Here is a 24382-nt window from a genome sequence, read left to right as displayed (position 1 = left end):
ATTCACATCGTCCCTTTTTTATCCCATCGGCTCAACGCCAGAGAGGGCAGATCGGCTGATTTAACCTTCCCTGCTTTTCCTATCCCCGCATCAACGTTCCCAGTAAGACTCTTCCAGGCTGTCTTCCCGCTCCGGCAGACCACGCGACAGGCGCGGTGAATGCTGGTTCAGCACCTGATAGCTGACGCGGTTAGCGTACTTACACACCTGCGCCAGCGAGGAGTAGGTCAGATAGCTGCGCCCGTGTTTACTGGAGTTGGGCACGTTGCTGCGGTGGAAGTTGTTGGCGGTAATATCGTGCAGCAGCGCCGCCAGCGCGCCGTCACCCGCACCGTTAGTGTTCATGATTTTTTCCGGCCCACCCATATAAGGTGCGATATGGGAGAAAATCCGCAGCGGGACGGTGCAGTCCTGATGGCGCATGGCGCGGCTGAACTCGTACTGGTTAAATTCCGGGATAGCACCGGGCAGCAGCGGATGGCGGGTGGTGCGCTTGCCCTCTTCCTCCGTGAACCCGGCCATATACAGACCGTTCGGTCCGGCTGTGCACAGCACCAGATCCACCCAGTCAAGGGCAATATTCGAGGCCTGGAGCGGATCGCTCTCGCCGGTCAGCTCAAAGGCCTCGTCTTCATTCATCGCCACGATCGACACGTGATCGCGCATAAAGTCGCGCCAGAACTGCGGATTATCGGCAATGACGTATTTGGTACCCAGCGTCAGCACCACCGGCACGTTATGCTTTTTGGCATAGTGGATGGCCTGCATGGTCGCTTCCGGCATCGGCTCACCCGGCTTACAGCGCACCAGATAGGAGGTCAGCACCAGCGCCGATGAGCCCGCAATCACCTCTTCCGGCACGCTTTCCGCACGCAGTTGGTTCATCATGCCCGGACTGATGGCAAAGGTGCGTTCGCCGTTATCGCCCACCAGCGTGAAGCAGCGGCCAATCGCGCCGTCAACGCCCTGCAGATAGTTCAGGTCGGTGCGGCTGGAGGTATGGCACAGGTAGCGGTAAGCATAGCTGCCAATCTGGATGTGGTTGCACATCACGCCCAGCAGCACGGAGCGGTCGTCGGCCAGAACGGAATAGTTGTGCAGCGTGTTGCCAATGGTGCCACCGGCAAACTGATGGGTGATCAGATTATCGCGCATCAGCTCTTCATACAGCGACTGCGCCACATCATCTTCAATCACCAGCGAATGACCGACGCTGAGGCCGTAGCGGTGCACAAAGTCATCATCCACTTTGGCTTCAATATCGACAAGGATCTGGTCAATGCCCACTATCCAGCTATTTGCCGCCTCATTTTCCGGCTCAGCGACCTGTAACAGCGGATCGCGCGCGCTGACGGGGAAATAGTGTTTGGATTTACGTTTACCGGGGAATTTCATAATTGCAGGACCAGAAGGGGAAGCAGGCCGCAATCATAGCATATTTGCGCAACGAGGCGATCGGCACTGAACGGCCGATCGCCTGCTCAGTTAGCGGTACTGATTAACCAGTTCCAGCATCATGGCGATATGCGCTTCATCGTCGTTCAGCGCAGGGATGTACTCAAACCGCGTGCCGCCCGCGTGCAGGAAGAATTCACGGTTCTGTTCGTTGATCTCTTCCAGCGTTTCAAGGCAGTCGGCAGAGAAGCCCGGGCTCATCACCTGCACGTGCTTCACGCCCTTGGCGGGCAGACCTTGCATGGTTTCATCGGTGTACGGCGTCAGCCAGGGCTCGCGGCCAAAGCGCGACTGGAAGGTCAGCATGGCTTCGCTGTCACTCAGACCCAACGAGGCTTTCAGCCCGTTAAAGGTGTCGTAGCAGCGCTGCGGATAGTCGTCACCTTCATCCGCAAAGCGCTGCGGAATGCCGTGGAACGAAGTGACCAGCAAATCCGGCTTACCGTGCTGCGCGAAAGAACGCTCGACTGACGCCTTCAGCGCGGCGATATAGGCCGGATGATCGGCATAGTCGCGAATAAAATGCACCGTTGGCAGGCTGCGGTAGCCGGCAAACACGCTGCTGAGGCCGTCCCACACCGAGGCCACCGTCGAGCAGGAGAACTGCGGATACAGCGGCAGAACGATCAGCTTATTCACGCCCTGCGCCATCAGATCGTCAACGGCGCTTTTCAGGCTGGGATTGCCGTAGCTCATCCCCAGCGCGACCGGAATATCGAGTTTCGCCGCCAGCGCATCGCGCTGACGCTTGCTGAACACCAGCAGCGGCGAGCCTTCGTCGGTCCAGACGGAAGCATAAAGTTTTGCTACGCGCGGCGATCGAATCGGCAGGATACCCAGATTCAGAATCGGCCACCACAGCCAGCGCGGCGTATCAACCACGCGTTTATCACTGAGGAACTGCTTAAGATATCGTTTTACTGCGGATGTGGTCGGAGCATCTGGTGTGCCTAAATTGACCAGCAGTACGCCTGGCTTATCTTGCCTCATTGTTATTCCTTTTGATGGCATCAGCGGAGATGAAAACGAGACTCATTCTAACGGAAAATAGCGGGGGAAAAACCAATTGCTGTAAAAGGGGACCAGAATTATCCGACCCCTTTCAGACTTAACCGAGGATTTTAGCCAGCTCAGCGCTGACTTCGGCCACTTTACGCGTGCCGTCGATCTTGTTGTACGCGGTGTTGCCCGCTTCGGCTTCTTTGCTGTAGTAAGCAATCAGCGGCGCGGTCATCTGATGGTACTCAACCAGACGTTTACGTACGGTTTCTTCCTGGTCATCTTTACGCGTGGTCAGCTCTTCGCCGGTCACGTCGTCTTTGCCTTCCACTTTAGGTGGATTGAAGGTTACGTGATAAACGCGGCCGGATGGTGCGTGAACGCGACGACCGATAATACGCTCAACGATCAGTTCGTCTGGAACAGCGAACTCCAGCACGTTGTCGACTTTGATGCCCGCTTCCTTCATGGCATCAGCCTGAGGGATAGTGCGCGGGAAACCGTCAAGCAGGAAACCGTTACGGCAGTCTTCCTGAGCGATACGCTCTTTGACCAGCGCGATAACCAGTTCATCAGTCACCAGTTTACCCGCATCCATAATCTCTTTGGCTTGAAGACCTAACTCCGAACCGGCTTTAACAGCGGCACGCAGCATGTCACCCGTGGAGATTTGCGGAATACCGTATTTCTCCATAATAAACTGAGCCTGAGTCCCCTTACCTGCACCCGGAGCCCCGAGCAGAATAATACGCATTGCGTAAATCCCCTTGCGAATTGCTTATATGTTTACTTTATCCAAGTGTATGAACATACCATTAATGGCCCGCCCACCACAAGGAAGCGCGCGGCTATCCTGCATCCGCGTAGCGTTGTACATCCACCCGGCGACGGGCATAAACGGTCTGGGACACCACCGCCATAATAATGACCGCCCCGCCAATAACTGCATGAATAGTAGGGATTTCATCCATAAACAGATACATCCATAGCGGAGCCAATGCCGTCTCAAGCAGGAGAAACAGCCCGGCATTGGCCGGAGAAACAAAACGGGTCGATAATGTGATCAATCCCATTGCCAGCGGCATAATCAGCGCGCCTTCGGCAACCGACCAGCCATACTGCGCGGGCGTCAGCATTTTCAGACTTTCGAGGAGATCGGTGCCGGACCACAGCGCAATCACCACCGAAGCCAGTATCGCTCCCAGCGAAGGCAGCCCGGCCGTCCCGCCGCTCACGCGCGAGGTAAAAATAAAGGCCAGTGCCATGGAGAATGCCGTCCCCAGCGCGTAAAGGTTGGCAATGCCGCTATGGCCCTCACTGCGGCCGGACATCACCACCGCCACGCCGATAATGCCCGCCAGCGATGCCAGCATCACGCTGCGGTCGATGCGCATCTTAAAGAACAGACGGGAAATCAGCGACGAAATAAACGGCGTAGAGGAGATGATCACCAGCACCGTCGCCACGCTGCCGCGGTTCAGCGCATTGACGAAACAGGCCGAGGAAATGCAGAAAAACAGCGTCGACAGCGCATTATCCTGGGTCAGCCAGGGGGTGCCTAACGTTGAACGACTTTTCCGCCATAGTAGCCAGACCAGCAGACACGTGCCCCACATAAAGATGCCGCGCAGCACAACGATCAGCCACGAATTTTCGATGCCCATCATGCGGATAAACACCGAATCGGTGCTGAGAATAATGCCACCCATAATGCCAATCAGGTTGCCATTCACCGGCAGTGCGTTTTTCATTTCCCCTCCCACAGGGCGCGTAGTTGTTGTTCTGTTTCATCCGTCATATCGATCGACTGGCTGCCATCACCGCGCGCCCAGCTGGAGAGCCGCAGCGTGCCGGTCTGCTCGAAATAGCTCGCACCGGCCGCTTTCACCTGCTGCTTCAGGGCTTCGCTGAGTGGCGGCACGTTAAAGCAGCTAAACGGTCCACCCGCCTCACCGATCGAATCAAAATCCATCCCGCCCACGTCTTTCAGGCTGATGGCGCCGACGCTGGCCATATTAAACGGCTGCCAGTCGGGGCTGCGGAGATTGTCCAGCGCCTCGGTCAGCGGTTTATCCGACGCGGTGGATTCCTCAAACAGCAGCAGTTCACTGCGCATCAGAGTGCTGAAGTCTTCCGGACGCAGGGCAATGATCGCCAGCCCGATAGTCAAAGAGGCATGCTTGTGCAGCGGGGCAACGAATATCGAGCTGTCGGCGATCAGTTCCGCATGGCGGCAGGTCGCGAAGCTGTGGGAGGCATCGACAACGCCTTTGCCCTTACTGCCCTTCAGGGCGTTAACTTCGGCGGTGTAGGGATTGACGTGGGTGATAATCGGCACCGCTCCCGGCCCGGTAAAATGGGTATTGGGGAAGTTAAACAGCTCGCTGACCGGCTGATAGTGGGAATGCCGCGCCAGGCACAGGGTGGTTTCCTGCTTGTGAAACAGATGGGACAGGATCACCAGCCCGACCCGCACCGACTGGATAAAGAATAACTCGTACTTTTCCAGTCCGTAGACGTGGGTCAGTTCTTCGCGGAGTTCATCTCTCAGCATACGCGCTCGCTTATAAAACTGGTCGCCGTGGACCTGCTGTAACTGAAGGGAGAGTGAGGAGGTATCCATTAATTAATTAACTCTTGCTGGAAAAGAAGCGGCATCACGTTATCGCGGAATATTGAACCCACGGCGATCTCGCAGGGAGGCAGGCGGTAGTTCACCCAGGCAATTTCTTCAATCTCAGAACCCGCGCGCGGCTGCCCGCTGATTTCGACGTGATAAACGTGATTTTCAATCGCCGTTTGTTCAAATTCGGCCCGGCCGTGGAACAGGCCAAACGGGCGGAAGGCTTTGACCTGGACGCCCAGCTCTTCCTGAAGTTCTCTTTTCAGACAGCTGAGGTGATCTTCCCCAGCCATCGGCTTGCCGCCGGGGGAAATAAAGATGCTGGTACCGCGTTTACGCGTCAGCAACAGCGAGCGTTGATTGATGATAATGGCTGCGCATTTAACGATAACTTTCATGGCAAACTCCGCGTGGCGTAACCCGCCGGTTACGCCACGATTAGCGGTTTAACTCAGGCAACGGCGCTGGCTTTCAGCACCGGGGTCAGCAGGGTTTCACCGGACAGGAAACGCACGATGTTCTGCGCCAGCGGGGCTTTTTCACGCAGATAGGCGAGGATCACTTCGTCCGACGGCGTGGAGAAGCTATCGGCGAAAATGCTAATGCCTTCCAGCGATTTGGTGGAAATGCCCAGCTGCAGCAGACGGTATTTCACATCGTCCGCCGACTGGGCGAATTCATAGACGGGTGACTGATAGTTGATGTCGTACTGAGCCATCATCTCCACCAGAAACGCCTTCGCCACCTGACGCTGCTCCGGGAATTCCATCTGATAGTGGGTGATACCATCGTTAATGGTGTTAATACCGTTGCGGTGGCAGAAATCGACAAGGTGTGCGTGAATGGCTAGCTTTTCCCCTAAAAGCACCAGATTTTTTCGGTACTTAAGGATGTCACTTTCCAGGTTTTCAATAGCGATTGAGCGGAACGCCCCGCTGATGTCGGCAACGGTATGATCGACGACCAAATCACCGAAGCGGTTTCTTAATTCATCAACGCGATGCGCTAAAATTCCACGATGCAGTGAACATCCGCTGTTTCCTGACCAGAGGTGCACAGGGATACCCTGTAACATCAGATAACACGCTGCCAGCGTACTATCGCGACCACCGGTAAACATTACGAGCTGTGGTTTTACGGAATACTGAGTTGTCATTTTCCTTTCCTTCACATAGCTGTTGTACGTAATCGTGGGCTGACAAGAAAAAAATATGCTGTATGCCTATGGAGTTAAAAGAGAAAATATCCTCACAGGGCAACGGGCCTGTTGATGACTCCGGGGTCAGAGTAGGTAAATTCGGCTGGACTTTAAAATGATATAAACAGACACTGGATGTGAGATTTTCTAACGGATGGGGCCATGTCCGGACTACCTTCACTGCGCGCCCTGCGCTATTTCCATCAGGCAGCGCTGCATCAAAGCTTTAGCCTTGCTGCACAATCACTGCACGTGACGCATAGCGCGGTCAGCCATCAAATCAAACTTCTGGAAGAGTGGTTAGATAAGCCGTTGTTTCTGCGGGTTGGCGGCCGGGTCCAGTTGACCTCGGACGGCGAGCGGCTGAAGGTCTGCTGTATACAAACCTTCGGCGAGATTGAATCAACCTGTGAAAAGATCCGCGCGCGCAATCTGCACAGCCTGACGATTTCCTGCGCCCCCAGTTTTCTTGCCCAGTGGCTGATCCCGCGGATCAGCCGTTTTACCAGCCGCCACGCCGAGATCGCCCTGACCTTCCAGACCCATGTCGACATTGAGCGCGTACGTAACGAACACTGCGATCTGCTGATCGTCAGCCATGAGCAGCCGGTTGGCGACGATATCGCCGCCACGCTGATCACCGTTGATTACATTGGTCCGGTCTGTTCGCCGGAGTTCGCCAACCGCTTCACCTATGAAACTGACTTCGCCACCCTGCCGCTGCTGCATGCCGATACCAAGCTGCACGCCTGGGCTGAGTGGGCAAAAAAGACCGGGGCACGCGGCGATTTCTGGGCCGGACGCCACTTCGATAATCTGACGCTGGCAATCCAGGCCGCACGCAGCGGCATGGGCATTATCATGACGCCGCAAATTCTGGTGAGAAAAGAGATTCAGGAAGGATCGCTGATTGCGCCGCTGGGCTTTGCCGAGGTGGATCGCGCCACCTGGATGATGGTGAAAGAGACCCGCCGCGAGGAGCAGGAGATCGCTCTGTTCCGCCGCTGGCTGCTGGAAGAAGCATCCGGCGGCGTCTGAACCGGGCGGGATATTGAGGCATAAAAAAGGGCCAGATTATCTGGCCCTTTTCAGCTTACGCGTCGGTAATTAGCCCAGCAGCAGCTGGTTCATGCGGCGGATAAACTGGTTTGGATCCTCCAGCGAGCCTTTTTCGGCCAGCAGCGCCTGATCCAGCAGCAGCTCGATCCACTCGGCGAAGCGTGCTTCGTCCTGGGTATCGGCGGCGCGTTTAACCAGCGCGTGATCCGGGTTCAGCTCGAACAGGTACTTCACGTCCGGCACGTCCTGGCCCGCAGCGGCAAACAGCTTGGCCATCTGCGTGCTCATTTCGTTGGCATCGGTGGTGACGATAGCCGGAGTATCGGTCAGACGGTGGGTCAGACGGACTTCTTTCACACGCTCGCCCAGCAGCGTTTTCACACGTTCAACGAACGGCTCCAGCGCCTTCTCGGCTTCCTTCTGCTCTTCGGTTTCTTCGTCGGCCAGTTTGCTCAGCGCATCGTCGGCTTTGCTGACGGACTGGAACGGCTTGCCGTCGAACTCGGTCAGGTAGCTCATCATCCATTCGTCGATGCGATCGGAGAGCAGCAGGACTTCAATACCTTTTTTACGGAACAGTTCCAGGTGCGGGCTGCTCTTCGCCGCGGCATAGCTGTCGGCGGTAATGAAGTAAATCTTCTCCTGACCTTCCACCATGCGGCTGATGTAGTCTTCCAGCGACACGGTTTGCGCCGGGCCTTCGCTGCTGGTTGAAGCAAAGCGCAGCAGTTTCGCGATGGTCTCGATGTTGGCGCTGTCTTCCGCCGGGCCTTCTTTCAGTGCCAGACCGAACTGCTGCCAGAATTTCTGATACTTCTCTTCGTCATCCTTCGCCACTTTCTCCAGCATCTGCAGGGAACGCTTAGTCAGCGCACTGCGCAGGGTCTGCGTGATGCGGCTGTCCTGCAGGATCTCACGGGAGACGTTCAGCGGCAGATCGTTGGAGTCGATCAGCCCCTTCACGAAGCGCAGATAGTTCGGCATAAACTGCTCGGCGTCATCCATGATGAATACGCGCTGTACGTACAGCTTCAGGCCGTGCTTGTGATCGCGGTTCCACATATCCCACGGCGCCTGGGCTGGAATGTACAGCAGGCTGGTGTATTCCTGCTTACCTTCCACGTGGTTGTGGCTCCAGGTCAGCGGGTCGGTGAAGTCGTGGGCAACGTGCTTGTAGAACTCTTTGTATTCGTCTTCGCTGATTTCAGACTTGCTGCGGGTCCACAGCGCCTGGGCCTTGTTGATTTTTTCCCAGCTGGTGGTGTCGTCTTCTTCGTTGTGGGATTCAATCTCAACCGGCAGGGCGATATGGTCGGAGTATTTGCTGATGATGCTGCGCACGCGCCACGCATCCAGGAACTCGTCTTCGCCTTCACGCAGGTGCAGGGTAATTTCGGTACCGCGATCCTCTTTAGTGATGTCCGCGATGGTGTATTCACCTTCGCCAGCGGACTCCCAGAATACGCCTTCATCGGCGGCGGCACCGGCAGCGCGGGTGCGCACGGAAACTTTATCGGCGACGATAAACGCCGAGTAGAAGCCCACGCCAAACTGGCCGATCAGCTGGCTGTCTTTCGCCTGGTCAGAACCCAGCGATTCAAGGAAGGATTTGGTACCGGACTTGGCAATGGTGCCCAGGTTTTCAATGACTTCGTCACGACGCATACCGATGCCGTTATCGCTCAGCGTCAGGGTACGGTTTTCCTTGTCGACAGAAACACGCACGCGCAGTTCGCCGTCACCCTCGTACAGATCGGGGGTCGATAATGCACGGAAACGCAGCTTATCGGCGGCGTCCGAGGCGTTAGAGATCAGCTCGCGCAGGAAGATTTCTTTGTTTGAATAGAGTGAGTGGATCATCAGGTGCAGAAGCTGTTTCACCTCTGACTGGAAGCCACGCGTCTCTTGTCCTTTCATGGTCATTGCTACCTCAACTAAAACAGGTTGATGAACGTTGAGGGTAGAGATGGGGGAGAAGCGCAGGATTTTCAAGGCGGCACGAAAATTCGTGCCGTTTGAATGGTCAGAATTTAATCTTGTGGCGTCCGGCCAGGGAGTGGGACAGCGTGGTACCGTCCACCATTTCCAGTTCACCGCCGACCGGCACGCCGTGAGCGATGCGGCTGGCCTCCACGCCATACTGTTCACACAGGCTGGCAATGTAGTTGGCGGTGGCCTCGCCTTCTACCGTCGGATTGGTGGCGAGGATCACTTCCTGAATGGTTTCTTTTTCCAGTCGCTGCTCCAGACGATCCAGGCCGATATCTCCCGGTCCGATACCGTCCAGCGGGGAAAGGTGGCCCATCAGCACAAAGTAACGGCCGGAAAACTGCCCGGTCTGTTCGATGGCATGGATATCCGCCGGGCTCTCCACCACGCAGATCTGGCCGTTCTGCTGGCGACGCGGGTTCGCGCAGATGGTGCAGATCTCCTGCTCGGTGAAAGTCCGGCAGTCCGCACAGTGTCCGATTTCGGACATCGCGCGGGTCAACGCCTGCGCCAGACGCATACCGCCGCTGCGATCGCGCTGTAGCAGCTGAAAAGCCATGCGTTGGGCCGATTTTGGCCCAACGCCCGGCAGGCAGCGCAGCGACTCCATTAATGCTTCAAGGAGCGGGCTGGTTTGCATCAGAACGGCATCTTGAAGCCAGGCGGCAGCTGCATACCGGAGGACACGGCGGCCATTTTCTCTTTCTGCGTTTCAGCAACGCGGCGGGCCGCATCGTTGAATGCCGCAGCAACCAGATCTTCCAGCATGTCTTTATCGTCTTCCAGCAGGCTTGGATCCACTTCCACGCGACGGCAGTTGTGCGCGCCGTTGATGGTCACTTTCACCAGGCCGGCACCGGATTCACCGGTCACTTCCATTTTGGCGATCTCTTCCTGAACCTGCGCCATTTTGTCCTGCATTTGCTGGGCCTGCTTCATCAGGTTACCCAATCCGGCTTTACCAAACATAAGTTCTCTCTCTTTCGCTCAGGCCACACCAACAACACGGTGATGCGGCGGGTTACACAGGGCGGATACTCTCTTCATCCACGTCGGCGTCAAAAAAGCGTCGCAGCGTCTGAATATTAGTATCCGCGATAATCGACTGACGCGCCTGCGCCAGTTTCTCTTCATAAATTTTTTGCCGCCACTCCAGCGGCGTCAGCACTGCCGGATTATCATCTTCCACCACGGTTAATTCAATGGGATGACCGGCGGCGTTGTTCAGTGCGTCACTCAGCGCCTTCTGCGCAGAAGGGGAATTCAGATGCCGCTGGCTGGATCGCAGATGCAGACAAACGCCGCCGTCCGTCACCTCTTTCCACGCGTTCAGTGCCAGCTGCTGCACCAGGCGCGGCATGGTCAGGGTAGCAATTTCTGCCGCCCAGGCATCGCGCTCCAGCGACTCCTCCGTCAGTTTGACGATCAACTCCGGCGTTTTTTCATGCTCCAGCGCGCTGCGCAGCGCTTTCGGCGTCGCTACCGGTTCGGCTTTTACCTCAACCTTCGGGGTCTGCGCCTTCCAGCGGTACGCTTCCTCTTTTACCGGTGCGGCGGGGGCAGCATCCTGTCGCGGGCGATTCTGCCCACGTTCGGTTGCGGCAGCCAGACGCTCCAGTGCAGAGCTGGCCGGCCGCGCACCCTGCGCTGCCGGCTCACTCTTTTTTGGTTTGGTCGCTCCCTGCTGCCGCATTAGCTGGGTACGCGCCTGCAGCAGCTGGCTGGTGCTGTCGGGAAGTCCCTGAGGCGGCGGCGCATCCGGGATGGTATGCGCGGCGGCCGGTGCGGACGGCGGAGTCAGCGGTGCCTGGGGTGCAGGCTGGGGCACGGCCTGGGCAACGATCGCCGGGCGGGCAGCCGGTTCGGCAATCACCGCTTTAGGATGAAAAGCCAGCGCACGCAGCAGCGTCATCTCAACGCCCATGCGGCGATCCGGTGCCAGCGGCAGCTCTTTACGCCCCACCAGCAGCGTCTGGTAGTAAAGCTGCACGTCAGCAGGCGGCAGCACTCTCGCCAGCTCGCGCAGACGCTGTTCAATGACAGCCATGTCCTCGCCGAGCGCCGAGGGCAGCAGCTGAACCATCGCGATGCGGTGCAGCAGCGTCAGCATTTCAACCAGCAGCGCTTCCCACTCCACGCCGCGCGAGGCCGCCTGGTTGAGCAGCGCCATCACCTGCGCACCGTCCGCGCTGACCAGCGCTTCAATCAGCGCCAGCGGCTGTTCATCGTCCAGCGTGCCGAGCATATCGTTCACCGTCACGGTGGTGACCGCGCCCTGCCCCATGGCGATAGCCTGATCGGTCAGGCTGAGCGCATCACGCATACTGCCGTCGGCGGCGCGCGCCAGCAGCTGCAGCGCCCGCGTTTCGGCGGAAATCTGCTCAACCTGCAGGATGTGCTCCAGCTGACCGCGGATCTGATCCTGATCTAAGGCTTTCAGATGAAACTGCAGGCAGCGCGACAGGATGGTCACCGGCAGCTTCTGCGGATCGGTGGTCGCTAACAGGAATTTGACGTGTTCGGGCGGCTCTTCCAGCGTCTTCAACAGGGCGTTGAAGCTGTGGCGCGAGAGCATGTGGACTTCATCGATCAGATAGACTTTAAAGCGCCCGCGCGCCGGTGCGTACTGCACGTTATCCAGCAGGTCACGGGTGTCTTCGACTTTGGTCCGCGAAGCGGCATCGATCTCAATCAGATCAACAAAACGGCCCTGTTCGATCTCACGGCAGTTATCACACTGCCCGCACGGGGTGGCGGTGATGCCGGTCTCGCAGTTCAACCCCTTGGCCAGCAGACGGGCGATCGAGGTTTTCCCAACGCCGCGGGTGCCGGAAAAAAGATAAGCGTGATGGATACGGCCCAGCGAAAGACCGTTAGCCAGCGCGGTCAGGACATGCTCCTGCCCAACGACTTCAGTAAACGCTTGTGGACGCCACTTACGGGCCAGTACCTGATAGCTCATTCGGACTTCATCATTGTTCTGAATCAAAAGAAGATACTATAACAGAATCCTCTCCTGCCCGTCGCGGTTCCTGTCGGATCGTTCCCCCTGCGGAGCGCGCACGACAAATTTGTTGAAAACGCCAGCGGGAAAAAGATGTTTTTTCAGTCAATTTTAATCAGGCAGTTTATTTACGCTTTAATGATGAAAAACTCACAGAGTTATTTTTTCGTCAGCTCATAATTTAAAAAATACGCTATCCCGCCTTCTGTAAAAGAAGCCCCAGCAAGATGTAATTTTTTTGAAAATAGCCAAACACAAGGGAATCAAAAAAATAAAATACAGTCAGTTATCAACAGAGTCGGCTTGGCAAACGCAACCGCCACTTACTGACACGATTTAATTTTATTGTGTTCCCCATCGTTCAATACAGGTTCCTGACAGAAACCCGATGAAAAAGAATTTTCCTGGATTGCTTTTATTAAGTAGCCTGGCTGCCTATGGTGCCGATGACTTTAAGGTAAATAATATTACCTTTAGTGGCCTGCAGCGCGTTACGCCCGGTGCCGTTTTGCTGAATATGCCGGTACGAACCGGTGATACGGTTTCCGCGCAGGATCTCAGCGAGACGGTACGCGCCCTGTTTGCCAGCGGTAACTTTGAGGATGTGCAGGTACTTCGCGACGGCACGACGTTGATCGTGCAGGTCAAAGAGCGGCCCACCATCGCCAGCATCACCTTCGCCGGTAATAAAGCGATAAAAGATGACATGCTGACGCAAAACCTGGAGGCATCCGGCGTTCGCGTGGGGGAAGCGCTGGATCGCACAACGATAACCTCCATCGAAAAAGGGCTGGAGGATTTCTACTTCAGCGTGGGCAAATACAGCGCCAACGTTAAGGCGGTTGTCACGCCGCTGCCGCGCAACCGCGTCGATCTCAAGCTGGTGTTTACTGAAGGGGTTTCCGCCAAAATCCAGCAAATTAACCTGATCGGTAACCAGTCCTTCAGCTCTGACGAACTGCTTTCTCAGTTCCAGCTGCGCGATGAGGTGCCCTGGTGGAATCTGGTCGGCGATCGGAAATATCAAAAGCAAAAACTGGCGGGCGATATCGAAACGCTGCGCAGCTTCTATCTCGATCGCGGCTACGCCCGTTTTTCCGTCGACTCCACGCAAATCAGCATGACGCCGGATAAAAAGAGCTTATTTATTACCGTCAATCTTACCGAAGGCCAGCGCTATACCCTGTCGTCGGCAGAAGTCAGCGGTAATCTGGCCGGCTATTCCGCGCAGATCGAAGAGCTTGCTCGCATCAAGCCGGGTGAAACCTACAGCGCGGCTCAGGTAACGCGCATTGAGAATGATATCAAAAAGCTGCTGGGACGCTACGGCTACGCCTGGCCTCGGGTGCAGACTCAGCCGGAGATCGATGACGCGACGAAAACCGTCAAGCTGCGCATCAACGTCGATGCTGGTAATCGCTTTACCGTGCGCCATATTATCTTTAACGGCAATGACACCTCGCGTGATACGGTGCTGCGGCGCGAAATGCGCCAGATGGAAGGGGCCTGGCTGGGCAGCGATCTGGTGGAACAGGGGAAAGAGCGGCTTAACCGACTGGGCTATTTTGAGAGCGTGGAAACCGAAACGCAGCGCATTCCCGGCAGCAGCGACCAGGTTGATGTGGTGTATAAGGTGAAGGAGCGCAATACCGGCACCCTGAACTTCGGTATCGGCTACGGCACCGACAGCGGTATCAGTTTCCAGGTCGGCGTGACGCAGGATAACTGGCTGGGCACCGGCAACAGCGTCAGCTTTAGCGGCACCAAAAACGACTATCAGACCTATGTTGAAGTCTCCGCCACCGATCCTTATTTCACCGTGGACGGTGTCAGCCTCGGCGGCAAGTTTTTCTATAACGATTACAGCGCCGAAGATAACTCGCTGGCGGAATATAACCTGAAAAGCTTCGGCTTCGGCAGCAACCTTGGCCTGCCGGTCAGCGAACACAGCATGATGAATCTGGGGCTGGACTATGTTTACAACAGCCTGACCGATATGGAGCCACAGCTGGCCACCTGGCGCTATCTGGCTTCGCGCGGGATCGACCCGGCGGTGGTCACTAAGGACGGCGACAGCGACTCCGATTTTGTCGCCAACGATGTCTTCGCCAGCATCGGCTGGAGCTATAACTCGCTGGACCGGGGCTTCTTCCCCACTTCCGGCGTGAGTGCCAGCTTCACCAGCAAAATCACCCTGCCGGGATCCAGCAACAGCTACTTTAAAAATACCCTGAACGCCAGCGCCTACCTGCCGCTCAGCGACAGCCATAACTGGGTGCTGTTAACCCGCACCAAACTGGGCTATGCAGGTGGACTGGGCGGCAGCGATGTGCCCTTCTATGACAATTTCTACGCCGGTGGCTCCAGCACCGTCCGTGGCTTCTCGTCGAACACTATCGGCCCGAAGGCGGCGTATTACCGCTGCAACGGCAGCGAAAGCAGCTACGGAGCCTGCCCGGTGGAAAAATCAACCGATGCTGTGGGCGGCGATGCGATGGCTATCGTCAGCGCCGAGCTGATCCTGCCGACGCCGTTTATCGGCGATCGCTATGCCAGTTCGCTGCGCACCTCGCTGTTCGTCGACGCCGGAACGGTGTGGGATACACAGTGGCAAAACACCGAGCAGACCGAAGCGGCAGGGATCCCGGATTACGGCGATCCTTCGCAGGTTCGCGTCTCTTCCGGTCTGGCCGTGCAGTGGCAGTCACCGCTGGGGCCGCTGGTCTTCTCCTATGCGCTGCCGCTGAAAAAGTATGACGGTGATAAATCGGAGCAGTTCCAGTTCAATATTGGTAAAACATGGTGATCGGCGATATTTTAATTGTAGAAAATTACAAAAACATTACCCGATCATATTTATCTTTGACAGATTCATTACTCAGATGAATGTTATTATTCGATCGTGAAAGGGTTATGAGCAAACTCCTCACCATCGTTGTTATAGAGTAAAAAAAGGTCACCTTCGCCGGTGACCTTTATTTTTCATTAAATCCACTTAATAAAAACCCCACCACACTAAAAGCCAAAAAAAAACAAAAATAATATGCAAGATAGCGCCAGATATTGCGGAGAAGTCTTCTCGCTAAAGAATTTAGCCTTCTTTTAAGGATCGGATACGACCCATAACGTCAAAAGGAAATTGACTATGACCTTCCCCCTGAACACCCATTCCATCATTCACCCGGAGCAGCATTCTGCACCGGGTTTCAGTGCTACCTGCCGTTTACTCCTGCCAGCCCTGCCGCTGGTCAATTTTTAATTAAGTGAGAACACCGAATGAAAATACTTTGCGCGGTACTGAGCGTTCTGCTGCTCGTGGCTCTTGGCTATATTTTTCTTCAGCATCAGGGAGCGCCGGAAAAGATTGCCCTACTGGATGTGGAACGAATCATCGCCGAGTCCGCGCCAGGTAAGGCCGGCCGTGAGCACCTTAACATTATCGACCGGGGCTTCCAGAAGGGCATGGAAGATTTACTTAACAGCTATCGAAACGCATCGGAGGAAGAACAGCAGCGCGTAATGAGCCATGCAGAAGAAACGCTGGTCGGGCAGTTCAGCGTGGAAGAGCGCCGCGTGAGTGATGCGCTAAAAAAGATTATTTATGAGGAAGCAGAAAAGTGGCGTAAGCAACATGACGTTGGCGCCATCTTCCCAGCTCAACTGGCGCTGGTGAGCAGCGATCGGCAACTGGACTGTACCGATGAAATACTGGCCACGGTTGACCAACGGCAAATCACCTTTGCGGACCTCCCGGTGTTGCAGATTAACCAGCCGCCAGCAATCGCACCCGTTTCACCGTTTGCTAAGAAAAAAGCGGACGAGAAAACCACTGTACCTGAAGTGACCGAACCAAACGACACGAACGATCGGCAACAAAAACGTTCTGCAGCGGCTACGGCCACGATGGGAACGCAAACGGACGGAGTTGCAGGGCAAGCGACGGAGTCAGAAGGTACAAAACGATCTTCCAATACTTCAGCGGCGGATTAATGGATAAGTAGCGCTAAAGCCGCTAACGATAACAGCGCAGAAGGCAGAAGGGATGACGGTGGGTCAGCGACGGCCGCCCACCGGATATCATCAGTGACCCGGGAAGTTCACCAGGCTGTAAACGTCCAGACCCAGCGCCTTCAGGCGCGATTCGCCCGTCAGATCAAACAGATTGATAATAAACGCAGCGTCTTTCACCGTGCCGCCCGCGCGATGGATCAGCTTAACGGTCGCTTCAATCGTCCCGCCGGTCGCCAGCAGATCGTCCACCACCAGCACCACATCACCCGGCTGGATGGCATCGCAGTGCAGCTCTAAACGGTCGGTGCCGTATTCCAGCTCGTAACTTTCGGAGAAAGTCTGACGCGGCAGTTTGCCCGGTTTACGCACGGGAATAAAACCCACTCCCAGACCCAGCGCAACGGGTGCACCGAACAGGAAGCCACGCGCTTCAGTACCCACAACCTTCGTGATACCCGCATTACGGTAGCGTTCAACTAACAGCTCAATGCTCAGCGCATACGCTTTCGGGTCTTCCAGCAGGCTGGTGACATCACGAAACAGGATGCCCGGTTTTGGGTAGTCCGGGATGCTTTTGATACTGTTTTTAAGAAAATCTAGCTGCTGCGCAGTCGCGGTCATAATGTTATGCCTGGTAAATACAAATCTGACTCGCACAGCTTCCATTCCCCAGGCCGTGGATCGGTCGGGTGAAATTCAAACGAGAAAGGGAAGCCGCGCACGAAAACGACCAAATCTATGCAAACTGACCGGCAATTGCAACCGTGTTTGAGAAAATCAGCGATTTTCTTGCTCTTCCTCAACCACCGGCAGCCGGGCCATAAACACCAGCAGACAGCACAGGATCGCCAGTAACATCAGGCGAACCCAAAGAATTTTCACCATCCACAGTGAAAAAGCAAAGGTCAGCAGAATAAAAACGATCGCCCTGCTTTTTGCCCCCGGGGGCATGGCGCGATGCTGCTGCCAGTGCCGCAGGTAGCGACCAAATACCGAACGATGAAGCAGCCAGTGATGAAAACGCGGGGACGATCGGGCGAAACACCAGGCGGCCAGCAAAAGAAAAGGTGTGGTCGGCAACAGCGGCAGGATAACACCGAGGGTGGCCAGCACCATCGCCAGCCAGCCGAGAATCAATAAAATATAACGTTGCATGGCGTATCCGTAAAAACAGGTCGTAAACAGGTTATCATATCGCAATCGCGACCACGGAGAAGAACATGAAAAGTGCAGGGTTACTGCAGCAGCTGGATACTCAGCTGGCACAGTTAGCGCGCGCCGTGGAGCCACACGCCAACCAGCGTACGGCTAAGGCGCGTTTCGACCATCAGCTGTTTCACGGCCATTCCACCCGGCTGGGGGATTATCTGCTGGAAGTGCAGCAGACGATGATGCAACTCAAGCAAAGCGTGCAGGACAATCGCGCGGATCGCGTCGCTTGGATGGCCGAACGCGTGGTGTTGCAAATGGGCGCATTACAGCGCGAGCTGGCCACCCAGACGCTGCGCAGCCGCGAAGCCGAACCGGTGGTGGAAAAGGAGAATCTTTACGAGAAACTCTCCCAGCATCAGGAATTTGAGCGCCGCCTACGCGCGATGATTGCCGATCGCGAAAGCCTGCTTTCGGTTCAGGAGACGCTGGCGCAACAGCAGCAGCTCCAGCGCGAACTGGCCGCATTGGAGGGCCGCCTGCAACGATGTCTGCAGGCGCTGAAACGCATTGAACGCAGTATTGAAAACCGCGAGCGCGATCGTTAGTCGCAATGGCGAACTATACTAACAGCACAATCTGGCTGGAGAGGTAAAATGGGGCTGCTTTCCTGGATAATCATTGGGTTACTGGTTGGTATATTTATTCGGCGCTACTTCCCCGGCCGCCCCGGCGGACGAACGGCAACGCTGGTCCTGACCACGATAGGTGCACTGATTGGCGGCTATATCAGCAGCTATTTTGGTTTTGGCTCGCTGGCGCTGATGGATGTGCGCTCAGAACTGATTGCGCTGGCTGGCGCACTGGTGATGGGCGTGGTGATTAAGATTTTGCGCATCTGAAAAAAGGAAATGGTATGTCGCTGGAAAACGCCCCCGAAGAGGTCAAGCTGGCCGTCGATTTGATCATGTTGCTGGAGGAAAATCGGCTGGATCCGCAAACGGTGCTGGCCGCGCTGGCGATCGTTCAGCGGGACTTCGAGCGTAAAATCGCTGAAAAAGCCTAGCGGTCGGGCGTCGGGTGGCGCAGCGTGGGGCAAAACATCAGCATTTCCATCAGCGTATCGACCAGCTGTGGCGCATCTTCGGCGAGGTTAAAGCTATCGGGCATAAACAGCCAGTTTTCGATAATTCCGCTGATGTAGCCACGGATGATGATGGCCGCACGTGAAGTGTTAAGGTTATCCGGCAGCTGTTTTGCCACGATGCACTGTTTTAAAACATCCTCTATCTTTTCATAACATTCCAGATAGAGGTTCTGCTGCATCATCTGCAGCGTTGCCATTTCACCGACAAATTCACATTTGTGATAGATAATCTCCATCAATGCCCGTCTTCTTGGGTCACTGGTTGTCGCGTCAAAGACATAGAGTATCATTGCACGCATAACAGACAGTGGATCCGTAGGGTATTTTGATTGATACTCAATTTCCAGATCCGCCATAACGGAGTCGGACTGTGCCCAGATTTCGTTCAGCAAATCGGTTTTATTTTTAAAATGCCAGTAGATTGCCCCGCGCGTAACACCAGCGGCAGCGGCAATGTCAGCCAGCGACGTTTTGGAAACGCCGACTTCTGAAAAGCGTTCGATCGCTGCATTGATAATGTGATTGCGCGTTTCCTGCGCCTGCTGTTTGGTATTTCGTGCCATAGTGGGGTTTTTACAAAATGGTAGATTTACATACATTTCCGAATGTATGTACCATAGCACGACCATAATTTAAACGCAGCAATGGGTTTATGGGTTTGTGATCCATTGAACAATCGATACCGGACATTCGAGGTTTATTTATGAACAAAAACAGAGGGCTAACGCCTCTGGCGGCCGTTCTGATGCTTTCAGGCAGCCTGGTACTGGCAGGATGTGATAACAAAGAGCAACAGCAGGCCGGGCAACAACAGGCTCCTGAAGTGGGTATCGTCACGCTGAAAAGTGCCCCACTTAAAATTACCACCGACCTGCCGGGTCGTACCTCATCTTTCCGTATCGCAGAAGTTCGCCCGCAGGTTTCTGGCATTATTCTGAAGCGCAATTTTGTTGAAGGTAGCGACATCAAGGCGGGTGAATCCCTTTATCAGATTGACCCGGCGACCTACAAAGCCGCATGGGACAGCGCGAAGGGCGATCTTGCACAGGCCCAGGCTAATGCACAAATTGCCAGCCTGACCGTTAAGCGCTACAAGCCTTTACTGGGTACCAAGTACATCAGCCAGCAGGACTATGACCAGGCGGTTGCCACGCAAAGCCAGACCGCAGCAGCGGTTCAGGCCGCGCAGGCCGCGGTGGAAAGCGCACGCATCAACCTTGCTTACACCAAAGTCACCTCGCCTATCAGCGGGCGTATTGGTAAATCTTCCGTTACCGAAGGTGCGCTGGTGACCAGTGGCCAGACAACCGCTCTGGCTACCGTTCAGCAGCTGGACCCGATTTATGTCGATGTCACTCAGTCAAGCGAAGACTTTATCCGTCTGCGTAATGAACTGAACGCTGGTACGCTGCAGCAAACCGACGGTAAGGCCGAAGTTAAGCTGTTAATGCAGAATGGTAGCGAGTACGCGCAGAAGGGTACATTAGAATTCTCTGATGTCACCGTCGATGAAACCACCGGTTCCATCACGCTGCGCGCCGTGTTCCCTAATCAGGATCACAGCCTGCTGCCTGGCATGTTTGTTCGTGCGCGTCTGGATGAAGGCACCAACCCGAATGCGCTGCTGGTTCCACAGCAGGGCGTGACCCGTACCCCAACCGGCCAGGCTACGGCTATGGTGGTGGGTGCAGACAATAAGGTTGAAGTGCGCAATCTGACTGCCGACCAGGCCATCGGCGACAAGTGGCTGGTGACCGGCGGGCTGAAAGAAGGTGACAAAGTTATTATCACCGGACTACAGCGTGTCAAACCCGGTGCGGCAGTAACGCCACAGGAAGTAAGCGAAGACAGCTCCAAAGCCGCAGCACAGCCTCAGGCGCAGTCTGAACAAAGCAAGTCTTAACAGGAGCCACTGATTCATGGCTAAGTTTTTTATCGATCGCCCGATCTTCGCCTGGGTTATCGCCATCATTATTATGCTGGCGGGCGTACTGTCGATCCTGAAACTGCCGATTGAGCAATATCCTAACGTTGCACCTCCGGCAATCGAGATCTCCGCGACCTACCCTGGCGCCGATGCGAAAACCTTGCAGGACTCCGTCACGCAGGTTATCGAACAAAATATGAACGGCATTGACGGCCTGATGTATATGGGCTCAAGCAGTGACTCAACGGGTACGTTGCAGCTAACGCTGACCTTTGAGTCCGGCACCAATGCCGATATCGCTCAGGTTCAGGTTCAGAACAAGCTGCAGCTGGCCATGCCACTGCTGCCCCAGGAAGTTCAGCAGCAGGGTATTCGCGTTCAGAAATCCTCCAGCAGCTTCCTGATGGTCGCCGGCTTCATTAATGATGACGGCACCATGACGCAAAACGACATCTCCGACTATATTGGGTCAAACGTTAAAGACCCAATCAGTCGCGTCGCGGGCGTGGGCGATACGCAGCTGTTCGGTGCGCAGTACGCGATGCGCGTCTGGATGGACCCGCACAAGCTCAACAACTACCAGCTGACGCCGGTGGATGTGATTAGCGCTATCAACACGCAGAACTCCCAGGTGGCGGCAGGCCAGTTGGGTGGTTCACCGCCGGTGAAGGGACAGCAGCTGAACGCCTCAATCATCGCGCAAACGCGTCTGACCTCTGCGGATGAGTTCGGTAAAATTTTGCTGAAGGTCAATACCGATGGCTCGCAGGTTCGCCTGAAGGATGTTGCGCAGATTGAACTGGGCGGTGAGAACTATGAGATCATCGCCCGCTTCAACGGCAAACCGGCTTCTGGCCTGGGGATTAAGCTGGCGACCGGCGCTAACGCGCTGGACACCGCGGCTGCCGTTAAAGCCGAACTTGCCAAACTGGAGCCGTTCTTCCCATCCGGTCTGAAAGTGGTTTATCCGTACGACACCACGCCGTTCGTTAAGATCTCTATTAACGAAGTGGTAAAAACGCTGGTCGAAGCGATCGTGCTGGTCTTCCTGGTGATGTATCTGTTCCTGCAGAACTTCCGCGCCACGCTGATCCCAACAATCGCCGTGCCGGTCGTCCTGCTGGGTACGTTTGCCATCATCAGCGCCTTCGGCTATTCGATTAACACCCTGACGATGTTCGGTATGGTGTTGGCGATAGGGCTGTTGGTGGATGACGCCATCGTGGTGGTGGAGAACGTTGAGCGCGTGATGGCCGAAGAGGGCCTGCCGCCGAAGGAAGCCACGCGGAAATCGATGGAGCAGATTCAGGGTGCCCTGGTGGGTATCGCCCTGGTGCTGTCTGCGGTATTTATTCCGATGGCCTTCTTTGGTGGGTCAACCGGGGTTATTTATCGTCAGTTCTCGATTACCATCGTGTCTGCGATGGTGCTGTCGGTAATTGTGGCTCTGATCCTGACTCCGGCTCTGTGCGCCACCATGCTGAAGCCGATTGCCAAAGGCGATCACGGTAAAACCACCGGCTTCTTTGGCTGGTTCAACCGTCTGTTCGACAAGAGCACCCAGCACTATACCGACAGCGTGGGTCATATCGTTCGCAGCACCGGTCGTTATCTGGTGATCTACCTGCTGATTGTTGTCGGCATGGCTTTCCTGTTCCTGCGCCTGCCAACCTCGTTCCTGCCGGAAGAGGATCAGGGTGTGTTACTGACCATGGCGCAGCTGCCTGCCGGTGCCACTCAGGAACGTACTCAGAAAGTGCTGGATCAGGTGACTGACTACTATCTGACCAAAGAAAAAGACAACGTGAACTCGGTGTTTACCGTAAACGGCTTTGGCTTTGCAGGACGTGGGCAGAATACCGGTATTGCGTTTGTCAGTCTGAAAGACTGGGATGAGCGAGCCAGTTCGGAAAACAAAGTTCCGGCGATTGCCGCCAGGGCGATGGGCGCATTGTCATCTATTAAAGATGCGATGGTAATTCCATTCAACCTGCCTGCGATTGTGGAGCTGGGTACCGCAACCGGTTTCGACTTCCAGCTGACCGATAAAGCTGGCCTGGGCCATGAAAAACTGACGGAAGCCCGTAACCAACTGTTGGGCATGATCGCTCAGCATTCGGATACGCTGGTCGGTGTGCGCCCTAACGGTCTGGAAGATACGCCGCAGTACAAACTGACTATCGACCAGGAAAAAGCGCAGGCGATGGGGGTATCACTCTCTGATATCAACACCACGCTGGCTGCAACCTGGGGCGGTTCCTACGTAAATGACTTCATCGACCGCGGCCGCGTGAAGAAAGTGTACGTGATGGGTGAAGCCCCTTACCGTATGCTTCCAAGCGATATCGGCAACTGGTATGTCCGTTCCACCAGCGGTGAAATGGTGCCATTCAGCACTTTCACCACCGGTCAGTGGATCTACGGTTCACCGCGTCTGGAACGCTATAACGGCCTGCCTTCTATGGAGCTGTTAGGCCAACCGGCTCCGGGCAAAAGCTCGGGTGAAGCCATGAACCTGATGGAAGATCTGGCAGGAAAACTCCCAACCGGTATCGGCTACGAGTGGACCGGCATGTCCTATCAGGAGCGTCTGTCAGGAAACCAGGCCCCTGCCCTGTATGCGATCTCGCTGATTGTGGTCTTCCTCTGTCTGGCGGCACTGTACGAGAGCTGGTCAATTCCGTTCTCGGTGATGCTGGTTGTTCCGCTCGGTGTGGTCGGTGCGCTGATTTTCACCACCCTGCGCGGGCTGAGTAACGACGTTTACTTCGTGGTGGGGCTGTTAACCACCATAGGACTGTCGGCGAAAAACGCCATCCTGATCGTTGAGTTCGCTAAGGACCTGATGGAGAAGGAAGGAAAAGGCCTGGTGGAGTCGACTCTGGAAGCGGTACGTATGCGTTTACGTCCAATTCTGATGACGTCACTGGCATTTATCCTCGGCGTACTGCCGCTGGCTATCAGCTCCGGTGCCGGTTCCGGCGCGCAAAACGCCGTAGGTACTGGCGTAATGGGCGGCATGGTGACAGCAACCGTTCTGGCTATCTTCTTCGTTCCGGTGTTCTTCGTGGTGGTTCGTCGCCGCTTCAGTAAGAACAAAGAGGAACTGGAGCACAGCCACCCGGTTGAGCATCACAAATAATCGACATCCGTCGAAAACGATTAAGAGGCCGCCCTGTGCGGCCTCTTTTTTTTGCAGTTGCAATTTGAAAAGCGTCGGCGCATACTAATGTTATAGTATAACATAACAAATGGAGTGAACGATGAAACAGGGTATTCATCCTGCCTACCGTCAGGTGGTGTTCCATGACACCACGGCCGATACTTACTTTGTGGTAGGGTCCACCATCAAAACCGACCGTACCATCGAGCATGAAGGAAAAGTCATGCCTTACGTGACGCTGGATGTGTCTTCAGCCTCACACGTTTACTACACCGGTAAACAGAAAGACTTCTCTAAAGAAGGCAGCGCAGCGCGCTTCAGTCAGCGCTTTGGCGGCATTCTTAACGTCATGAAAAAGTAAGGGATCCCAATGCAGGTATTGAGCTCACTGGCATCAGCCAAGAAACGCCATAAAGATTGCAAAGTCGTGCGCCGCCATGGCCGGGTGTTTGTCATATGTAAAAGCAACCCGCGCTTCAAAGCCGTGCAGGGCAGAAAGAAAAAACGTTAATAATAATCGTACTATGCCGAGGCGAATCATTCATTGATTCGCCTTTTTTGTATGCGTTTATTTTTATTGGTAAGCAATATCATTGCACAAGAATAAAATTATCTTGTAAATACATTTATTTAACCCGCTTTAATCGTGAAAAAACCT

The 24382-nt window shown here is 55.3% G+C and carries 24 protein-coding genes and 1 other annotated feature; of the genes, 10 read left to right on the top strand and 14 right to left on the bottom strand.

Annotated elements, in window-relative coordinates:
- Nucleotides 1-90 precede the first annotated feature (90 nt).
- The 7 genes from EC836_RS18410 to EC836_RS18380 form a co-directional block, all read right to left on the bottom strand.
- Nucleotides 91-1395, bottom strand: coding sequence for an inosine/guanosine kinase (locus tag EC836_RS18410; RefSeq protein WP_123335782.1), 1305 nt, complete (start codon nucleotides 1393-1395; stop codon nucleotides 91-93).
- Nucleotides 1396-1485: 90 nt separating this feature from the next.
- Nucleotides 1486-2445 carry a ferrochelatase gene (hemH, locus tag EC836_RS18405; protein ID WP_123335779.1) on the bottom strand — a complete coding sequence of 320 codons (960 nt, stop codon included), beginning with the start codon at nucleotides 2443-2445 and terminating at the stop codon, nucleotides 1486-1488.
- Between the two features lie 118 nt (nucleotides 2446-2563).
- The gene (gene adk / locus EC836_RS18400) at nucleotides 2564-3208 is read right to left on the bottom strand and encodes an adenylate kinase (RefSeq protein WP_123335777.1); all 645 of its coding nucleotides are present in this window, start codon (nucleotides 3206-3208) and stop codon (nucleotides 2564-2566) included.
- A 94-nt stretch (nucleotides 3209-3302) separates the two neighbouring features.
- The gene (locus EC836_RS18395) at nucleotides 3303-4205 is read right to left on the bottom strand and encodes a DMT family transporter (RefSeq protein WP_123335775.1); all 903 of its coding nucleotides are present in this window, start codon (nucleotides 4203-4205) and stop codon (nucleotides 3303-3305) included.
- Nucleotides 4202-5077: a DUF6024 family protein gene (locus EC836_RS18390; protein ID WP_123335774.1), complete on the bottom strand. Its 876-nt coding sequence runs from the start codon at nucleotides 5075-5077 to the stop codon at nucleotides 4202-4204. Before EC836_RS18390 ends, EC836_RS18395 begins: the two co-directional genes overlap by 4 nt.
- Entirely contained in the window at nucleotides 5077-5475 is a 399-nt protein-coding gene (locus EC836_RS18385) for an NUDIX domain-containing protein (protein WP_123335773.1), read from the bottom strand. Before EC836_RS18385 ends, EC836_RS18390 begins: the two co-directional genes overlap by 1 nt.
- 53 nt (nucleotides 5476-5528) lie before the next feature.
- A complete protein-coding gene (locus EC836_RS18380; protein WP_123335772.1) occupies nucleotides 5529-6233 on the bottom strand; it encodes a hypothetical protein in 705 nt (234 codons plus the stop codon).
- A gap of 204 nt (nucleotides 6234-6437) precedes the next feature.
- On the opposite strand from EC836_RS18380, the gene EC836_RS18375 reads away from it, so the two are divergent.
- Nucleotides 6438-7313, top strand: a complete 876-nt coding sequence (locus EC836_RS18375; protein ID WP_123335771.1) for a LysR substrate-binding domain-containing protein — start codon at nucleotides 6438-6440, stop codon at nucleotides 7311-7313.
- Nucleotides 7314-7382: 69 nt separating this feature from the next.
- Here the strand turns inward: EC836_RS18375 and htpG are convergent, their stop codons facing one another.
- The 4 genes from htpG to dnaX all read right to left on the bottom strand — a co-directional run bounded on the left by htpG (nucleotide 7383) and on the right by dnaX (nucleotide 12285).
- Entirely contained in the window at nucleotides 7383-9251 is a 1869-nt protein-coding gene (gene htpG / locus EC836_RS18370) for a molecular chaperone HtpG (RefSeq protein ID WP_199735234.1), read from the bottom strand.
- 106 nt (nucleotides 9252-9357) lie between these two features.
- Complete coding sequence (recR, locus tag EC836_RS18365; RefSeq protein ID WP_105590836.1) at nucleotides 9358-9963, bottom strand: recombination mediator RecR; 606 nt, start codon at nucleotides 9961-9963, stop codon at nucleotides 9358-9360.
- Nucleotides 9963-10292, bottom strand: a complete 330-nt coding sequence (locus EC836_RS18360) for a YbaB/EbfC family nucleoid-associated protein (protein WP_123335769.1) — start codon at nucleotides 10290-10292, stop codon at nucleotides 9963-9965. Before EC836_RS18360 ends, recR begins: the two co-directional genes overlap by 1 nt.
- A gap of 52 nt (nucleotides 10293-10344) precedes the next feature.
- Nucleotides 10345-12285 (bottom strand): DNA polymerase III subunit gamma/tau, encoded by a 1941-nt coding sequence (gene dnaX / locus EC836_RS18355; protein ID WP_123335767.1) that lies wholly within the window; start codon nucleotides 12283-12285, stop codon nucleotides 10345-10347.
- Nucleotides 10948-11009, bottom strand: a sequence feature (DnaX frameshifting element). Its footprint overlaps the gene before it by 62 nt.
- Nucleotides 12286-12715: 430 nt before the next feature.
- Between dnaX and bamA the strand changes: the two genes are divergently transcribed.
- Together bamA and EC836_RS18345 are read left to right on the top strand one after the other, a co-directional pair.
- Nucleotides 12716-15133 carry an outer membrane protein assembly factor BamA gene (gene bamA, locus EC836_RS18350; RefSeq protein WP_123335764.1) on the top strand — a complete coding sequence of 806 codons (2418 nt, stop codon included), beginning with the start codon at nucleotides 12716-12718 and terminating at the stop codon, nucleotides 15131-15133.
- 470 nt (nucleotides 15134-15603) lie between these two features.
- Nucleotides 15604-16317 carry a hypothetical protein gene (locus EC836_RS18345; RefSeq protein ID WP_123335762.1) on the top strand — a complete coding sequence of 238 codons (714 nt, stop codon included), beginning with the start codon at nucleotides 15604-15606 and terminating at the stop codon, nucleotides 16315-16317.
- A 90-nt stretch (nucleotides 16318-16407) separates the two neighbouring features.
- On the opposite strand, the gene apt is transcribed toward EC836_RS18345, so the two are convergent.
- Both apt and EC836_RS18335 read right to left on the bottom strand, forming a co-directional pair.
- Complete coding sequence (apt, locus tag EC836_RS18340) at nucleotides 16408-16959, bottom strand: adenine phosphoribosyltransferase (protein WP_123335761.1); 552 nt, start codon at nucleotides 16957-16959, stop codon at nucleotides 16408-16410.
- Between the two features lie 156 nt (nucleotides 16960-17115).
- Entirely contained in the window at nucleotides 17116-17493 is a 378-nt protein-coding gene (locus EC836_RS18335) for a DUF454 family protein (RefSeq protein ID WP_123335759.1), read from the bottom strand.
- A 65-nt stretch (nucleotides 17494-17558) separates the two neighbouring features.
- Between EC836_RS18335 and priC the strand changes: the two genes are divergently transcribed.
- From priC to rsmS, 3 genes are read left to right on the top strand one after another with little or no spacing between them, the layout of a single operon-like run.
- On the top strand, nucleotides 17559-18095 hold the full coding sequence (gene priC / locus EC836_RS18330; protein WP_123335757.1) for a primosomal replication protein PriC: 537 nt from the start codon (nucleotides 17559-17561) through the stop codon (nucleotides 18093-18095).
- A 48-nt stretch (nucleotides 18096-18143) separates the two neighbouring features.
- Nucleotides 18144-18389, top strand: coding sequence for a hypothetical protein (locus EC836_RS18325; RefSeq protein WP_123335755.1), 246 nt, complete (start codon nucleotides 18144-18146; stop codon nucleotides 18387-18389).
- Between the two features lie 14 nt (nucleotides 18390-18403).
- A complete protein-coding gene (rsmS, locus tag EC836_RS18320) occupies nucleotides 18404-18553 on the top strand; it encodes a pleiotropic regulatory protein RsmS (protein WP_123335753.1) in 150 nt (49 codons plus the stop codon).
- Here rsmS and acrR read toward each other — a convergent pair.
- Complete coding sequence (gene acrR, locus EC836_RS18315) at nucleotides 18550-19197, bottom strand: multidrug efflux transporter transcriptional repressor AcrR (RefSeq protein ID WP_123335752.1); 648 nt, start codon at nucleotides 19195-19197, stop codon at nucleotides 18550-18552. The two genes, rsmS and acrR, sit on opposite strands and share 4 nt — an antisense overlap.
- A 140-nt stretch (nucleotides 19198-19337) precedes the next feature.
- Here acrR and EC836_RS18310 point away from each other — a divergent pair, with 140 nt between their 5' ends.
- The 4 genes from EC836_RS18310 to ykgO all read left to right on the top strand — a co-directional run bounded on the left by EC836_RS18310 (nucleotide 19338) and on the right by ykgO (nucleotide 24235).
- Nucleotides 19338-20537, top strand: a complete 1200-nt coding sequence (locus tag EC836_RS18310) for an efflux RND transporter periplasmic adaptor subunit (RefSeq protein WP_123335749.1) — start codon at nucleotides 19338-19340, stop codon at nucleotides 20535-20537.
- A 16-nt stretch (nucleotides 20538-20553) separates the two neighbouring features.
- A complete protein-coding gene (gene acrB / locus EC836_RS18305; RefSeq protein WP_123335747.1) occupies nucleotides 20554-23703 on the top strand; it encodes a multidrug efflux RND transporter permease subunit AcrB in 3150 nt (1049 codons plus the stop codon).
- 121 nt (nucleotides 23704-23824) lie between these two features.
- A complete protein-coding gene (locus EC836_RS18300; RefSeq protein WP_123335745.1) occupies nucleotides 23825-24085 on the top strand; it encodes a type B 50S ribosomal protein L31 in 261 nt (86 codons plus the stop codon).
- A 9-nt stretch (nucleotides 24086-24094) separates the two neighbouring features.
- The gene (gene ykgO, locus EC836_RS18295; RefSeq protein ID WP_123335743.1) at nucleotides 24095-24235 is read left to right on the top strand and encodes a type B 50S ribosomal protein L36; all 141 of its coding nucleotides are present in this window, start codon (nucleotides 24095-24097) and stop codon (nucleotides 24233-24235) included.
- The last annotated feature ends 147 nt before the right edge of the window (nucleotides 24236-24382 follow it).

This window comes from Erwinia sp. JUb26, from assembly GCF_003751505.1.
Lineage (GTDB): Bacteria > Pseudomonadota > Gammaproteobacteria > Enterobacterales > Enterobacteriaceae > Erwinia.
This window is presented reverse-complemented; position numbering and strand designations above follow the sequence as displayed.

Bases quoted from the DNA above. Each gene is read 5' to 3' on its own strand.
- EC836_RS18335 (WP_123335759.1), bottom strand. From the start codon at position 17,493: ATGCAACGTTATATTTTATTGATTCTCGGCTGGCTGGCGATGGTGCTG.
- dnaX (WP_123335767.1), bottom strand. From the start codon at position 12,285: ATGAGCTATCAGGTACTGGCCCGTAAGTGGCGTCCACAAGCGTTTACT.
- EC836_RS18300 (WP_123335745.1), top strand. From the start codon at position 23,825: ATGAAACAGGGTATTCATCCTGCCTACCGTCAGGTGGTGTTCCATGAC.
- EC836_RS18410 (WP_123335782.1), bottom strand. From the start codon at position 1,395: ATGAAATTCCCCGGTAAACGTAAATCCAAACACTATTTCCCCGTCAGC.
- EC836_RS18325 (WP_123335755.1), top strand. From the start codon at position 18,144: ATGGGGCTGCTTTCCTGGATAATCATTGGGTTACTGGTTGGTATATTT.
- EC836_RS18380 (WP_123335772.1), bottom strand. From the start codon at position 6,233: ATGACAACTCAGTATTCCGTAAAACCACAGCTCGTAATGTTTACCGGT.
- EC836_RS18390 (WP_123335774.1), bottom strand. From the start codon at position 5,077: ATGGATACCTCCTCACTCTCCCTTCAGTTACAGCAGGTCCACGGCGAC.
- EC836_RS18395 (WP_123335775.1), bottom strand. From the start codon at position 4,205: ATGAAAAACGCACTGCCGGTGAATGGCAACCTGATTGGCATTATGGGT.
- acrB (WP_123335747.1), top strand. From the start codon at position 20,554: ATGGCTAAGTTTTTTATCGATCGCCCGATCTTCGCCTGGGTTATCGCC.
- EC836_RS18345 (WP_123335762.1), top strand. From the start codon at position 15,604: ATGAAAATACTTTGCGCGGTACTGAGCGTTCTGCTGCTCGTGGCTCTT.
- rsmS (WP_123335753.1), top strand. From the start codon at position 18,404: ATGTCGCTGGAAAACGCCCCCGAAGAGGTCAAGCTGGCCGTCGATTTG.
- EC836_RS18375 (WP_123335771.1), top strand. From the start codon at position 6,438: ATGTCCGGACTACCTTCACTGCGCGCCCTGCGCTATTTCCATCAGGCA.
- EC836_RS18385 (WP_123335773.1), bottom strand. From the start codon at position 5,475: ATGAAAGTTATCGTTAAATGCGCAGCCATTATCATCAATCAACGCTCG.
- adk (WP_123335777.1), bottom strand. From the start codon at position 3,208: ATGCGTATTATTCTGCTCGGGGCTCCGGGTGCAGGTAAGGGGACTCAG.
- acrR (WP_123335752.1), bottom strand. From the start codon at position 19,197: ATGGCACGAAATACCAAACAGCAGGCGCAGGAAACGCGCAATCACATT.
- hemH (WP_123335779.1), bottom strand. From the start codon at position 2,445: ATGAGGCAAGATAAGCCAGGCGTACTGCTGGTCAATTTAGGCACACCA.
- apt (WP_123335761.1), bottom strand. From the start codon at position 16,959: ATGACCGCGACTGCGCAGCAGCTAGATTTTCTTAAAAACAGTATCAAA.
- ykgO (WP_123335743.1), top strand. From the start codon at position 24,095: ATGCAGGTATTGAGCTCACTGGCATCAGCCAAGAAACGCCATAAAGAT.
- htpG (WP_199735234.1), bottom strand. From the start codon at position 9,251: ATGAAAGGACAAGAGACGCGTGGCTTCCAGTCAGAGGTGAAACAGCTT.
- priC (WP_123335757.1), top strand. From the start codon at position 17,559: ATGAAAAGTGCAGGGTTACTGCAGCAGCTGGATACTCAGCTGGCACAG.
- bamA (WP_123335764.1), top strand. From the start codon at position 12,716: ATGAAAAAGAATTTTCCTGGATTGCTTTTATTAAGTAGCCTGGCTGCC.
- recR (WP_105590836.1), bottom strand. From the start codon at position 9,963: ATGCAAACCAGCCCGCTCCTTGAAGCATTAATGGAGTCGCTGCGCTGC.
- EC836_RS18310 (WP_123335749.1), top strand. From the start codon at position 19,338: ATGAACAAAAACAGAGGGCTAACGCCTCTGGCGGCCGTTCTGATGCTT.
- EC836_RS18360 (WP_123335769.1), bottom strand. From the start codon at position 10,292: ATGTTTGGTAAAGCCGGATTGGGTAACCTGATGAAGCAGGCCCAGCAA.